15 protein-coding genes and 1 pseudogene are annotated in these 12010 nt (G+C 39.7%); 13 read left to right on the forward strand and 3 right to left on the reverse strand.

Annotated features, from left to right (window positions below; translation table 11 throughout):
* The first annotated feature begins 2 nt into the window (after nucleotides 1-2).
* The 4 genes from FQ204_RS06465 to FQ204_RS06480 all read left to right on the forward strand — a co-directional run bounded on the left by FQ204_RS06465 (nucleotide 3) and on the right by FQ204_RS06480 (nucleotide 3230).
* Nucleotides 3-953 carry a branched-chain amino acid ABC transporter permease gene (locus FQ204_RS06465; RefSeq protein WP_144210022.1) on the forward strand — a complete coding sequence of 317 codons (951 nt, stop codon included), beginning with the start codon at nucleotides 3-5 and terminating at the stop codon, nucleotides 951-953.
* Nucleotides 953-1717 (forward strand): ABC transporter ATP-binding protein, encoded by a 765-nt coding sequence (locus FQ204_RS06470; protein WP_144210024.1) that lies wholly within the window; start codon nucleotides 953-955, stop codon nucleotides 1715-1717. Before FQ204_RS06465 ends, FQ204_RS06470 begins: the two co-directional genes overlap by 1 nt.
* Nucleotides 1717-2427 (forward strand): ABC transporter ATP-binding protein, encoded by a 711-nt coding sequence (locus tag FQ204_RS06475; protein WP_049533463.1) that lies wholly within the window; start codon nucleotides 1717-1719, stop codon nucleotides 2425-2427. Before FQ204_RS06470 ends, FQ204_RS06475 begins: the two co-directional genes overlap by 1 nt.
* Nucleotides 2428-2573: 146 nt before the next feature.
* Complete coding sequence (locus FQ204_RS06480; RefSeq protein ID WP_144210026.1) at nucleotides 2574-3230, forward strand: CBS domain-containing protein; 657 nt, start codon at nucleotides 2574-2576, stop codon at nucleotides 3228-3230.
* A 63-nt stretch (nucleotides 3231-3293) separates the two neighbouring features.
* Here the strand turns inward: FQ204_RS06480 and FQ204_RS06485 are convergent, their stop codons facing one another.
* The gene (locus FQ204_RS06485) at nucleotides 3294-4157 is read right to left on the reverse strand and encodes a YitT family protein (protein ID WP_144210028.1); all 864 of its coding nucleotides are present in this window, start codon (nucleotides 4155-4157) and stop codon (nucleotides 3294-3296) included.
* A gap of 152 nt (nucleotides 4158-4309) precedes the next feature.
* Between FQ204_RS06485 and tmk the strand changes: the two genes are divergently transcribed.
* From tmk to nth, 7 genes are all read left to right on the forward strand, one after another.
* Nucleotides 4310-4948 (forward strand): dTMP kinase, encoded by a 639-nt coding sequence (gene tmk, locus FQ204_RS06490; RefSeq protein WP_144210030.1) that lies wholly within the window; start codon nucleotides 4310-4312, stop codon nucleotides 4946-4948.
* Nucleotides 4945-5838: a DNA polymerase III subunit delta' gene (locus FQ204_RS06495; protein WP_144210032.1), complete on the forward strand. Its 894-nt coding sequence runs from the start codon at nucleotides 4945-4947 to the stop codon at nucleotides 5836-5838. Before tmk ends, FQ204_RS06495 begins: the two co-directional genes overlap by 4 nt.
* A 34-nt stretch (nucleotides 5839-5872) precedes the next feature.
* On the forward strand, nucleotides 5873-6190 hold the full coding sequence (gene yabA / locus FQ204_RS06500) for a DNA replication initiation control protein YabA (protein ID WP_144210034.1): 318 nt from the start codon (nucleotides 5873-5875) through the stop codon (nucleotides 6188-6190).
* A 2-nt stretch (nucleotides 6191-6192) separates the two neighbouring features.
* Nucleotides 6193-7059 (forward strand): 16S rRNA (cytidine(1402)-2'-O)-methyltransferase, encoded by an 867-nt coding sequence (gene rsmI / locus FQ204_RS06505; protein WP_144210036.1) that lies wholly within the window; start codon nucleotides 6193-6195, stop codon nucleotides 7057-7059.
* A gap of 2 nt (nucleotides 7060-7061) precedes the next feature.
* Entirely contained in the window at nucleotides 7062-7568 is a 507-nt protein-coding gene (locus tag FQ204_RS06510) for a methylated-DNA--[protein]-cysteine S-methyltransferase (protein WP_144210038.1), read from the forward strand.
* A gap of 19 nt (nucleotides 7569-7587) precedes the next feature.
* Entirely contained in the window at nucleotides 7588-7941 is a 354-nt protein-coding gene (locus FQ204_RS06515) for an arsenate reductase family protein (protein WP_144210040.1), read from the forward strand.
* A gap of 332 nt (nucleotides 7942-8273) precedes the next feature.
* A complete protein-coding gene (nth, locus tag FQ204_RS06520) occupies nucleotides 8274-8897 on the forward strand; it encodes an endonuclease III (RefSeq protein WP_144210042.1) in 624 nt (207 codons plus the stop codon).
* Between the two features lie 106 nt (nucleotides 8898-9003).
* On the opposite strand, the gene FQ204_RS06525 is transcribed toward nth, so the two are convergent.
* Nucleotides 9004-9597 (reverse strand): helix-turn-helix domain-containing protein, encoded by a 594-nt coding sequence (locus FQ204_RS06525; protein WP_144210044.1) that lies wholly within the window; start codon nucleotides 9595-9597, stop codon nucleotides 9004-9006.
* Between the two features lie 273 nt (nucleotides 9598-9870).
* Nucleotides 9871-10698, reverse strand: coding sequence for an exodeoxyribonuclease III (locus tag FQ204_RS06530; protein ID WP_144210046.1), 828 nt, complete (start codon nucleotides 10696-10698; stop codon nucleotides 9871-9873).
* Between the two features lie 141 nt (nucleotides 10699-10839).
* Here FQ204_RS06530 and FQ204_RS06535 point away from each other — a divergent pair, with 141 nt between their 5' ends.
* Together FQ204_RS06535 and FQ204_RS06540 are read left to right on the forward strand one after the other, a co-directional pair.
* Nucleotides 10840-11292: a DUF3290 domain-containing protein gene (locus FQ204_RS06535; protein WP_144210048.1), complete on the forward strand. Its 453-nt coding sequence runs from the start codon at nucleotides 10840-10842 to the stop codon at nucleotides 11290-11292.
* A pseudogene (locus FQ204_RS06540) lies at nucleotides 11289-11921 on the forward strand (DUF421 domain-containing protein). Before FQ204_RS06535 ends, FQ204_RS06540 begins: the two are co-directional and overlap by 4 nt.
* Nucleotides 11922-12010: the final 89 nt, after the last annotated feature.

The raw sequence follows: 12010 nt of genomic DNA on the forward strand, positions 1-12010 counted from the left end.
CTATGAAAAAGAATGTAAAAGTAAATATTTTATGGTTTGTGCTCCTTCTTGCTGGTTACGGTTTGCTGACTCTCCTTGTCAGTGCTGGAGTTTTGAATGATTTTTATCTACAAATCTTACAGCAAATCGGCATTAACATTATTTTAGCAGTAGGCTTGAATTTGATTGTCGGTTTCTCAGGTCAATTTTCTCTGGGACATGCTGGCTTCATGGCAATTGGTGCTTATGCAGCTGCGATTATTGGCTCAAGATCTGCCACTTATCCTGCTTTTTTTGCAGCTATGGTGTTAGGGGCATTGATTGCAGGAGCAGTCGCTTTGGTTGTCGGGATTCCTACTCTTCGTCTGAAAGGCGATTACCTAGCAATTGCAACGCTTGGGGTTTCTGAAATCATTCGGATTTTAATCATCAACGGAGGCGATTTGACTAATGGAGCTGCGGGTATTCTGGGTATTCCTGCTTTTACCAATTGGCAAATGGTGTATTTCTTTGTAGTTATCACAACTATTTTAACCATCAATTTCTTGCGTAGCCCGATTGGACGAGCAACCTTGTCAGTTCGTGAAGATGAAATTGCAGCAGAGTCTGTAGGGGTCAATACCACTAAAATCAAAGTGATTGCTTTTGTTTTTGGGGCAATGACAGCTAGTATCGCAGGCTCACTCCAAGCAGGATTTATCGGATCTGTTGTGCCAAAGGATTATACGTTCATCAATAGTATCAATGTCTTGATTATCGTCGTCTTTGGTGGTCTGGGCTCTATGACAGGGACCATTGTTGCAGCGATTGTCTTGGGAATTTTAAACATGGTACTTCAAAACGTAGCAAGTATTCGTATGATTATCTATTCTCTTGCTTTGATTTTAGTGATGATTTTCCGTCCGGGAGGACTTCTTGGAACATGGGAATTGAGCCTATCACGCTTCTTTAAAAAAGATAAGGAGGTCAACTAATGGCGCTTCTTGATGTAAAAAATCTAACAAAAAATTTCGGCGGGCTGACTGCTGTTGGCGATGTGACCTTGGAGCTGAATGAGGGCGAATTAGTCGGTCTCATTGGTCCAAATGGCGCGGGAAAAACAACTTTGTTTAACTTACTGACGGGTGTTTATGAGCCAAGTGAAGGAAGCGTAACCTTAGACGGTCATTTGCTAAATGGCAAGGCTCCTTATAAGATTGCTTCCTTAGGACTCAGTCGGACATTCCAAAATATTCGCCTGTTTAAAGATTTGACAGTCTTGGAGAATGTCTTGATTGCTTTTGGAAATCACCACAAAGCACATGTTTTTGCTAGCTTCTTTCGTTTGCCAGCTTTCTATAAAAATGAAGCAGAATTGCGCGAGAAAGCATTGAAATTACTAAAAATCTTTGACTTAGACGGTGAGGCAGAAACGCTTGCTAAGAATTTAGCTTATGGACAACAACGTCGTTTGGAAATCGTGCGTGCTCTAGCAACAGAGCCTAAAATTCTTTTTCTTGATGAGCCTGCTGCGGGAATGAATCCTCAGGAAACAGCAGAATTGACAGAGTTAATCCGTCGCATTAAAAATGAATTTCAGATTACAATTATGCTGATTGAGCATGACATGAGCTTAGTCATGGAAGTGACAGAGCGGATTTATGTATTGGAGTACGGTCGTTTGATCGCACACGGAACTCCTGACGACATTAAAAATGATAAACGTGTTATTGAAGCTTATCTTGGAGGTGAGGCCTAATGTCTATGCTAAAAGTTGAAAATCTTTCTGTCCACTATGGCATGATACAGGCTGTCCGAGATGTCAGCTTTGAAGTCAATGAGGGCGAAGTTGTTTCTCTCATTGGTGCCAATGGTGCTGGAAAAACGACGATTCTTCGGACCATTTCAGGACTGGTTCGTCCAAGTGCAGGAAAAATCGAGTTTTTGGGAAATGAAATTCAAAAAGTCCCTGCTCAGAAAATTGTAGCAGCAGGACTTTCTCAGGTACCCGAAGGACGCCATGTATTTCCTGGCTTGACCGTTATGGAAAATCTGGAAATGGGTGCTTTTCTAAAAACAAATCGCGATGAAAATCAAGCGAATCTAAAAAAAGTCTTCTCACGCTTTCCGCGTTTAGAAGAACGTAAAAATCAAGATGCTGCAACTCTTTCTGGAGGAGAGCAGCAGATGCTTGCTATGGGACGAGCACTTATGTCTACTCCCAAACTCTTGCTTTTAGATGAGCCTTCAATGGGACTGGCTCCTCTCTTCATTCAAGAAATTTTTGATATTATTCAAGATATTCAAAAGCAAGGCACAACTGTTCTATTGATTGAGCAAAATGCTAACAAAGCCCTCTCAATTGCCGACCGTGGCTATGTTTTAGAAACAGGAAACATCGTCTTGTCTGGTACAGGAAAAGAATTGCTTGCTTCTGATGAAGTCCGCAAAGCTTATCTTGGTGGGTGAAAAAAGGAGAAAGAAGTGGTTTTCTACTTCTTTTTTATTCACTAATATTATTCTTGAAAACATAAGCAAGTACCTTGAAAGCGTTTGAAATAAACTAGAAAATACAGTATAATAGAACTGAAAAATCAGAGATAAAGGAGATTTCCATGGCAGTTAAAGATTTTATGACGCGAAAAGTGGTGTATATTAGCCCAGATACGACAGTAGCGCATGCGGCGGATATTATGCGTGAGCAAGGATTGCACCGGCTTCCGGTTATTGAAAATGACCAATTGGTTGGTTTGGTGACTGAAGGAACGATTGCAGAAGCAAGCCCTTCAAAAGCAACGAGCTTGTCCATTTACGAGATGAATTATTTGCTAAATAAGACCAAAATCAAAGATGTCATGATTCGCGATGTGGTGACGGTTTCGCAATTCGCTAGCTTGGAAGATGCTACTTACTTGATGTTGAAAAATAAGATTGGGATTTTACCAGTTGTAGACAATCATCAGGTTTACGGTGTCATTACAGATCGTGATGTTTTCAGAGCTTTTCTTGAAATTGCTGGTTATGGAGAAGAAGGCATCCGTGTTCGTTTCATTACAGAAGATGAAGTCGGCGTACTGGAAAAGATTGTGCATTTGATTGTTGATGAAAATCTCAATATCTCCAATGCTGTCAATATTCCACGCAAAGATGGAAAAATTATTATTGAAGTTCAAATTGATGGCAATGTTGACCTACCAGCTTTGAAAGCGAAATTTGAAAAACATGATATTCAGGTAGAAGATATTACCCGCACCTCTGCCAAAGCCTTATAATAATAAAAACGCATGGAATCAGTAATACAACTGGTAGCATGCGTTTTTATAATGAGTGCAAGATTATTTTTGAATCGGTTGCTTATTGACATCTAAGGTAAAGCCTTCGCCAAGGATTTCATGGGCATCTGTAATGGTAATAAAGGCATGTGGATCGACGCTATGAATAACTTTTTTCATGGATTGCATTTCGTTTCGTCCAACAACGCAGTAAATGAGTTTCAAATCATTCTCGCTATAGTAGCCTTGCCCATTTATAAAAGTAATTCCGCGACCGAGATCTTCATCAATTTTCTTTGCCAATTCTTCTGGACGGCTAGTGACAACCATGAAGCCTTTGCCGGCATAACCGCCTTCACCAATCAAGTCAATCACTCGTGAAGCGATAAAGACAAAAATCAAGGTATAAGTCACTAGGCGAACATCTTTAAAAACAAGTATAACGAAAATAAGGACGCAGAAGTCTACAGTAAACATCAATTTTCCCATGGAGATGTTCGTGTACTTGTTAGCAATTCGAGCAATAATATCGGTACCGCCAGTTGTGCCGCCAGCATTGAAAACAATTCCTAGTCCAACGCCAGCAATAATCCCTGTCAGGAGCGCCACAATAACGAGGTCGCCTTCAAGGTTAATCACAAAAGGAATTTTCTCAAAAATTGCCAGCCAAGCAGAGACAGCAAACGTACCTAAAATACTAGAATACAATAGGCGCGAGCCAAAAATTTTCCAGGCAACAATAAAAAGAGGAATGTTGATGACGAGATTCATTAGTGAAACAGGAATCTTAAAAAGATAGTATGTAATGAGGGTCACCCCAGTTGCCCCACCCTCGTACAAATGATTCGGGATAATGAGGTAATTGATTGCAAAAGCAAAAATTCCAGCTCCTAGAATAATCGTTAGATAATTTTTAAACTTTGACATGACAGCCTCCCAGTAATTTCTGTATCTTCTATTGTATCAAATCTTGAAAACTTATGTACAATTTTGAAACTAATTTTTAAAGTTTTTTTGTCGGTGATTTTTCTCTCTTTTTTTGATAAAATAGAGGATAGAAAAATTAGAAATGAGTTACTATGTCAAAAGGAATGTTCATCTCTTTAGAGGGACCAGATGGTGCAGGAAAATCAAGTGTTTTAGAAGCTTTGATTCCGATTTTAGAAGCGAAAAGTCAGTCGTTTGTCACAACGAGAGAGCCCGGAGGAGTAGCGGTTGCTGAAAAAATCCGTGATATTATTTTAGATCCCAAGCATATAGAAATCGATGAAAAAACAGAATTGCTACTTTATATTGCCAGTCGTAGGCAGCATTTGGTAGAGCGTATTGTACCAGCCTTAAATCGTGGGGAGCTTGTGTTAGTAGATCGTTTTATTGATAGCTCTGTTGCTTATCAAGGATTTGGTCGCGGGCTCAAGGTAGCTGATATTGACTGGCTGAATGATTTTGCGACAGACGGTCTAAAACCGGATTTGACCCTTTATTTTGATATTGAAGCAGAAGAAGGCTTAGCCCGCATTGCTAAGAGCAAGGAGCGTGGAGCAGATCGGCTGGATCGTGAAAGTGTGGAATGGCACAGACGAGTTCGTGAGGGGTATTTGTCTATTCTTGAAAAAGAGCCTAATCGTGTGAGAAAGATTGACGCCAGTCAGCCACTTGAAAAAGTAATTTCTGATGCAGTGGCAGTGCTAGCAGAGCATGTTGAGAGTCTAAGATGAAAATAGAAGAATTAGCTCAGTTACAACCCGTTCTGTTTGAGCGTTTTGCACAAATTTTACAGCAGAATCGTCTGAATCATGCTTATCTGTTTACAGGGGCTTTTGGCAGTTTTGAAATGGTCCAATGTTTGGCACAGAGCTTGTTTTGCACCAATAAAAATGGCGTCTTGCCTTGTGGGGAATGCCGAAATTGTCGTTTGATAGAGGAAGAAGATTTTTCAGATGTGACGGTTGTTCGACCAATCAATCATATCATAAAGACAGAGCGAGTTCGAGAATTGGTACGCAATTTTTCGCAGTTGGGATTTGAAAGTAACAAGCAAGTTTTTATCATTTGTGATGCGGAAAAAATGCATGTCAATGCGGCTAATTCATTGTTGAAAGTGATTGAGGAGCCACAAAGTGAAGTGTATATTTTCTTGCTGACAGCGGATGAAAATCTTATCCTGCCTACGATTAAAAGCCGAGCGCAGCGATTTCATTTTCCGAAAAATGAAGCATATTTGCTAGAAAAATTAGAACAAGCTGGAGTGATAAAGACGCAAGCAGAACTGCTAACAGCCTACAGTCAGACAGAAGAAGAAGCCCTGCGTTTGGCAGCTAGTCCAGCATTTTTTGAGCTGGTTAATGAATGTGAACGTTTTGTATCTCTTTGCTTACATCAAAAAGAGACTGCCTATTTGCAGGTTGCAAAGTTGGCTAGTCTGGCTGATGATAAGGAAAAGCAAGGACAGGTTTTGAAAGTGCTGGAAATTTTGTTCGCTAAGGAAATGGCAACAAAATGTGGACGCTATTACTTAGACGGTATAGTTACAGCAAGGAAAATGTGGCAAGCTAATGTTAGTTTTCAAAATGCACTAGAATATATGGTGTTACAAGAAAGAAGTTGATGTACTGTGTTAGCGCAGGAAAATGGTAGTGAGGATGAATAAAAAAGAATTATTTGATGCTCTTGATGAATTCTCTCAAAATCTGCTTGTTACTTTGGCAGAGGTAGAGGCGATTAAGAAAAATCTGAAAAGCGTGGTGGAAGAAAACGTAGCGCTACGCTTGGAAAATGATAAATTAAGAGAGCGATTAGGTCAAGTGGAGCACGCAGCAACACCAAAAACGAAAAAAAATCGAGATAATCTGCGCAAACTCTATGAAGATGGATTTCACGTATGCACGGATTTTTATGGTCAACGCCGTGAAAATGATGCAGAATGTATGTTTTGTGATGAATTACTTTTTAGGGAGTAAGCATGCAGATTCAAAAAAGTTTTAAAGGTCAGTCTCCTTATGGAAAGCTCTATCTGGTAGCTACTCCGATTGGGAATATGGACGATATGAGTATCCGTATGATAAATACTCTGAAAGAAGTCGATTTCATTGCAGCAGAAGATACCAGAAATACGGGTCTTTTGCTGAAGCATTTTGATATTGCTACGAAGCAGATTAGCTTTCACGAGCATAATGCCAAAGAAAAAATTCCTGATTTGATTGGTTTGCTGAAAAGTGGGCGGGATATTGCTCAGGTTTCGGATGCTGGTTTGCCTAGCATTTCGGACCCAGGGCATGATTTAGTCAAAGCTACTATTGCTGAGGAAATCGCAGTAGTGACTGTGCCTGGTCCCAGCGCGGGAATTTCAGCCTTGATAGCAAGTGGTCTAGCTCCGCAACCTCATATTTTTTATGGATTTTTGCCACGCAAGGCTGGTCAGCAAAAAGAGTTTTTTTCTGATAAAAAAGCCTACCCAGAGACGCAGATCTTTTATGAATCTCCTCATCGGGTTAAGGCTACTTTAGAAAATATGCTTAGTATCTATGGAGATCGCTCCGTTGTTCTGGTACGGGAATTAACTAAGATTTATGAGGAATATCAGCGTGGATTGATTTCCGAAGTGATAGAGTCTATTTCGGAAAATCCACTCAAAGGAGAATGCTTGTTAATCGTAGAAGGTGCGAGTGAAGAAGCGCTTGATCTGTCAGAAGCGGATTTGTTAGCAGAGATTGAACAGCTAGTAGCGGCAGGAACAAAGAAAAATCAAGCTATCAAGGATGTGGCGAAAAAATATGGTTGGAATAAGAGTGAATTATATGCTCGTTATCATGAGCAAGTCAGTGAGTAAAAATGACTTTTTATAAACAAATTTATCTCTCTCCTTTGGGAGAAATGTCCCTTGTTGCTAATGAAGCAGGGCTTGTTGGAGTCTGGTTTCTCAAGCAGAAATATTTTGAGCGTGGTTTAGAGGGGAATTTACTCTTAGCAGAAAATGAGGTTTTAAAAGAGACGCAGATTCTGCTAGATTGCTATTTTAACGGAGATTGTCCAGACTTTTCGAGTCTTGTTTTGGCTCCTGTTGGGACGGATTTTCAACAACGGGTCTGGGCTTATCTGCAAACTATTCCTTATGGGAGAACGGTTACCTATGGTCAGATAGCAAAAGAGTTAGATGTTCGCTCGGCGCAGGCTGTTGGTGGTGCTGTAGGAAAAAATCCTTTTTCAATCATCGTTCCCTGTCATCGAGTGCTGGGAAGTCAAGGGCAATTAACTGGCTATGCTGGGGGATTAGACAAGAAAATGTGGCTTTTAGAGCATGAAGGCGTAGAGCTGAGCGAGAAAGCTTTAGATAAATGATACAAATGGAGAAAATGATATGTTACGATTTATTGAATATCCAAAATGTTCGACCTGTCGCAAAGCCAAGGCTGAATTAAACCAGTTGGGTTTGGACTTTGAAGCAGTAGATATTGTCAAGGAAACACCGAGTAAAGAGGAAATTCTAACTTGGATGGAAAATTCTGATCTGAACCTCAAATCGTTCTTCAACACTAGCGGACTCAAATATCATGAGCTAGGTTTGAAAGATAAACTATCAGGATTGTCAACCGAGGCAGCCGCAGAGCTTCTAGCAACAGACGGCATGCTTATCAAGCGTCCAATCTTAGAAAAAGATGGAAAAATCCTGCAAATAGGCTACCGCACAGAGTATGCAACATTAGATTTGTAAAATAAAAAGAAGTGAGACGACAAAATGGATTCCTTTGAAATCGTAATTGTTGCCTCACTTCTTTTTAAGCTCTATATTTTGGTATCATTGGTGTTCGTGTTATAATGTTTTTATATCTTGAGAAAATCTCTTCAAACTTGGATAGACCTTACAGCCTTGGAGACGGCAAAGCAAGAAAACGAAACTTTTGTCAATCTTGCCGAAGACTTTGTTATTAACTTCATCAGTTTCTTCCCCAATCTCGCAAGCTCCACTAGAATTTGTGACCTGTCTGTTTCCTAGTTTGCTTTTTGATTTTCATTGAATATTAGTAAAGAACGAAAAGAGGAAAAATGGTTTTATCAAAAAAACGTGCACGAAAGGTAATTGAGGAAATCATCGCCCTATTTCCAGATGCTAAGCCTAGCTTGAATTTTACCAATCATTTTGAATTATTGGTAGCAGTTATGCTGTCAGCTCAAACGACTGATGCAGCAGTCAACACAGTTACGCCAACCCTTTTTGAAGCTTATCCGACTCCGTTAGAAATGGCTGCGGCATCAGAAAGCGAAATTGCCAGCTATATTGCTCGTCTGGGGCTTTATCGCAATAAGGCTAAGTTTTTGAAAAAATGTGCGCAGCAATTGCTGGATAACTTTGATGGTCAAGTCCCACATACACGAAAGGAACTGGAAAGTCTTGCGGGTGTGGGACGCAAAACAGCCAATGTGGTCATGAGTGTTGGCTTTGGCATTCCAGCTTTTGCAGTGGATACCCATGTGGAGCGGATTTGCAAACACCATGATATTGTCAAAAAGTCCGCTAGTCCTTTAGAAGTCGAACAACGTGTGATGGAAGTTCTGCCCAAAAATGAATGGCTTCCAGCTCACCAAGCTATGATTTGCTTTGGCCGTGAAATCTGCCACCCAAGAAATCCTGAATGTGACCAGTATCCGCAATTGTATCATTTTGATTGAGAAAAGGAAAACTTAAAGGGTTTTAAATTATTCTTTTCTAATCATTAGTTGAGTCGAGATGTTTTTACTAATCAAGAATGAAGAGATGAGATTTGAGTCTGGTCTCTTATTTTATAGGAAACAGCCAAAGGCAAATGCTAGTGATGAGGAGGGCAATGATGACAGTAGCACCCGAAAATGCTAGAACAATAAGTATTTTTTGATAAGGGGCTTTAGCATCTTCGCGGATTTGTTCAATATCTGATAGGCTTTTCCCTTCATCATAAGCCACGAGTTCTCGGTAAGTTCTGAGGTTGTGCTTGTTCTTGAAACGATCAATTTTATGAGCATAAAACATACTGATAATCCAGATGAGAAATGAAAATGCTGCGCCGTACCATTCAAGATAAAGAATAAGAGGAATGGTGACCGTTATAGATAAAAGTAAAAAGATAACAAAGAGTTTACTGTCTGTAACGTATTGTTTGTAATCGGTTTGATGAATAATTTCTTTCATAGTTTGAATATCTCCTTTTATAAGTGTATCTAATGAAATGTCAAATACTTGGCTAAGTAGCAATAAGTTTTGAATATCTGGATAGGTTACATCGCGCTCCCAGTTGGAGATAGATTGACGACTGACGAAGATTTTATCTGCCAATTCATCTTGGGATAAGTTTTTTTCTTTTCGGTATCGTTGGATCTGTTTTCCTACTTCCATAGGCACCTCACTTTCTGGTTTTATTATAAATTTTCAAGAAAATTTTGTCTATCAAAGATCTTTGACATATTATGAAATCAAGCTTTTCACCAGTATCTCTCATGGTTACTTGACACTTGTGTCAACATAAAAAGGCTGAAATAAAAATCCTCAACCTTAAAAATACTATGGAATAAATCAACGACCTAGTGATTGATTGCTTAAAGCACTGTTTTGAGGGGGTGGACCTACAAACTAAATGTTTGTTTCATTTGGTTCTGTCCAACTCTCTTTTTACAACTCAATCTCCAGCACAATCGGTGTATGGTCTTGTCTGCTGCCAGAGTCAATCATTTCTGACTTGGTTACTTTGTCTGCGATTCGATTGCTGGTTAACCAGTAGTCAATTCTCCAGCCGCTGTTGTTGATCTTGCTAGTTTTACTACGTTGTGCCCACCAGCTGTAAACATTTGGCACATCACCATGAAGATAGCGGAAAGTATCGGTAAAACCACGATTTAAAAGATTAGTAAAACCAGCCCGTTCTTCGTCAGTGAATCCTGGAGAACGACGGTTGCTAGAAGGATGAGCAAGGTCAATTTCGTTGTGAGCTACGTTGTAGTCGCCTGTCGCAAGGACAGGTTTTTCTTTGTCTAAAGCCGTCAAGTAGTCAGCATATTTTTCATCCCAGATTTGCCGCTCCTCTAAGCGTTTCAAGCCGTCGCCTGCATTTGGAGTATAGACTTGCGTGACAAAAAATTTGTCAAATTCCAGAGTAATGATGCGCCCTTCGGCATCCATAGTAGAAGGTGCGCCGATTTCTGGGAAAGTGATGATTGGTGACAGGTTAGTTTTATAGAGAAACATAGTTCCAGCATAGCCTTTACGAGCAGGCTCAACAGATGAACGCCAGGTATGTTGATAATCGGGGAAAAGCTCCTCCAAGATTGTTAAGTGCTTTTTGGTCGGTCCTTTGGCAGACAGTTTGGTTTCTTGAATGGCAATAATATCTGCGTCTAATTCTACTAAAGTTTGCAACACGGCTTGAGAGAGTTGCGCGCGTGCAGAGTCACTAGTCAAAGCAGCGTTGATAGAGTCAATATTCCAAGAGATTAGTTTCATAAGTTTTCCTTTTCTACTAGATGAATTTGAACGTTTTCTAATTCACTATATTATAACAAATTTTTGCTCATTTACATTGATAAAGGTTCTGAAAAGACTTATAATGACTATGGAAAATAAAAAGAAAAGGATTGAAAAAACATGAAATTTTACTCGTATGATTATGTTTTAAGTCAAATTAGCACCTCCAACTGGTTGCTCATTGGATTATTTACGATGTTGCTGTTACTGACAGGATTTTTCTCTTTAAAAGCCTATAAAAACAAGCGAGACAGTAAGTATCGCGAGTTGGTGATTATTTTGGTATTGAGTGTGGTGACCTTGGTGTTCATCAGCATTAGCAATTACCAGCATCACCAGGCTTCGGACGATCAGTTCCGAACATCATTGCATTTCATCGAGGTTGTGTCTAAGGAGTTGAATGTGGATAAGTCAGAAGTTTATGTCAATACTTCAGCTGCGACAGACGGGGCTATTGTCAAGGTCGGCAATCATTTTTACCGCGCCATTAGTGGCAGTGACCCAGATACGTATTTACTAGAAAAAATGGAATTGCACAATGCAGATGTAACATTGGTGGAGGTTGAAAAATGACATTTTCTTATGTAGATGTTGCGATAAAATTAGCGCTTGGACTTTTGTCTTTAGTTTTTGTTATCAATGTATCTGGCAAAGGCAATTTGGCACCCAACTCGGCTAGCGATCAAGTGCAAAATTACGTTTTAGGGGGAATTATTGGTGGAGTGATTTATAATCCAGCCATTACGATTCTCCAATATTGTGTGATTTTATTGATTTGGATGATTTTAGTCTTGAGTTTGAAATGGTTGAAAACCAATAATCACTTTGTCAAGCGTGTGATTGATGGAAAGCCGATTGTCTTGATTAAACGCGGTCAATTAGATGTAGAAGCCTGTCGTTCTGCAGGATTAGCTGCTTCAGACGTGGCACTCAAACTGCGTGGACAAGGGATTTACCAGATTAAGCAAGTCAAGCGAGCCGTCCTTGAGCAAAATGGTCAGTTAATTGTGGTTCAATCTGGTGAAGAAAATCCAAAATAGCCTGTGATTACAGACGGAGTGATTCAGACTGATGTGTTGGAATCCATTGATAAGACGGAAGAATGGCTGCTGGAAAAAATGAAAAATGAAGGATATGACAATTTGTCAGATATTTTTCTTGCTGAATATGAAAATGGAAATTTGAATGTAGTGACTTATTAAGAGATAAATTGCAAGAATAAGTGCAACATTTACTCTAACTCATCCACTAGAGCTTCATAAGCAGTTCTGTAAGCTAAACATTTTCGTGG

The sequence above is a fragment of the Streptococcus constellatus genome (assembly GCF_902167705.1).
GTDB lineage: Bacteria > Bacillota > Bacilli > Lactobacillales > Streptococcaceae > Streptococcus > Streptococcus constellatus_A.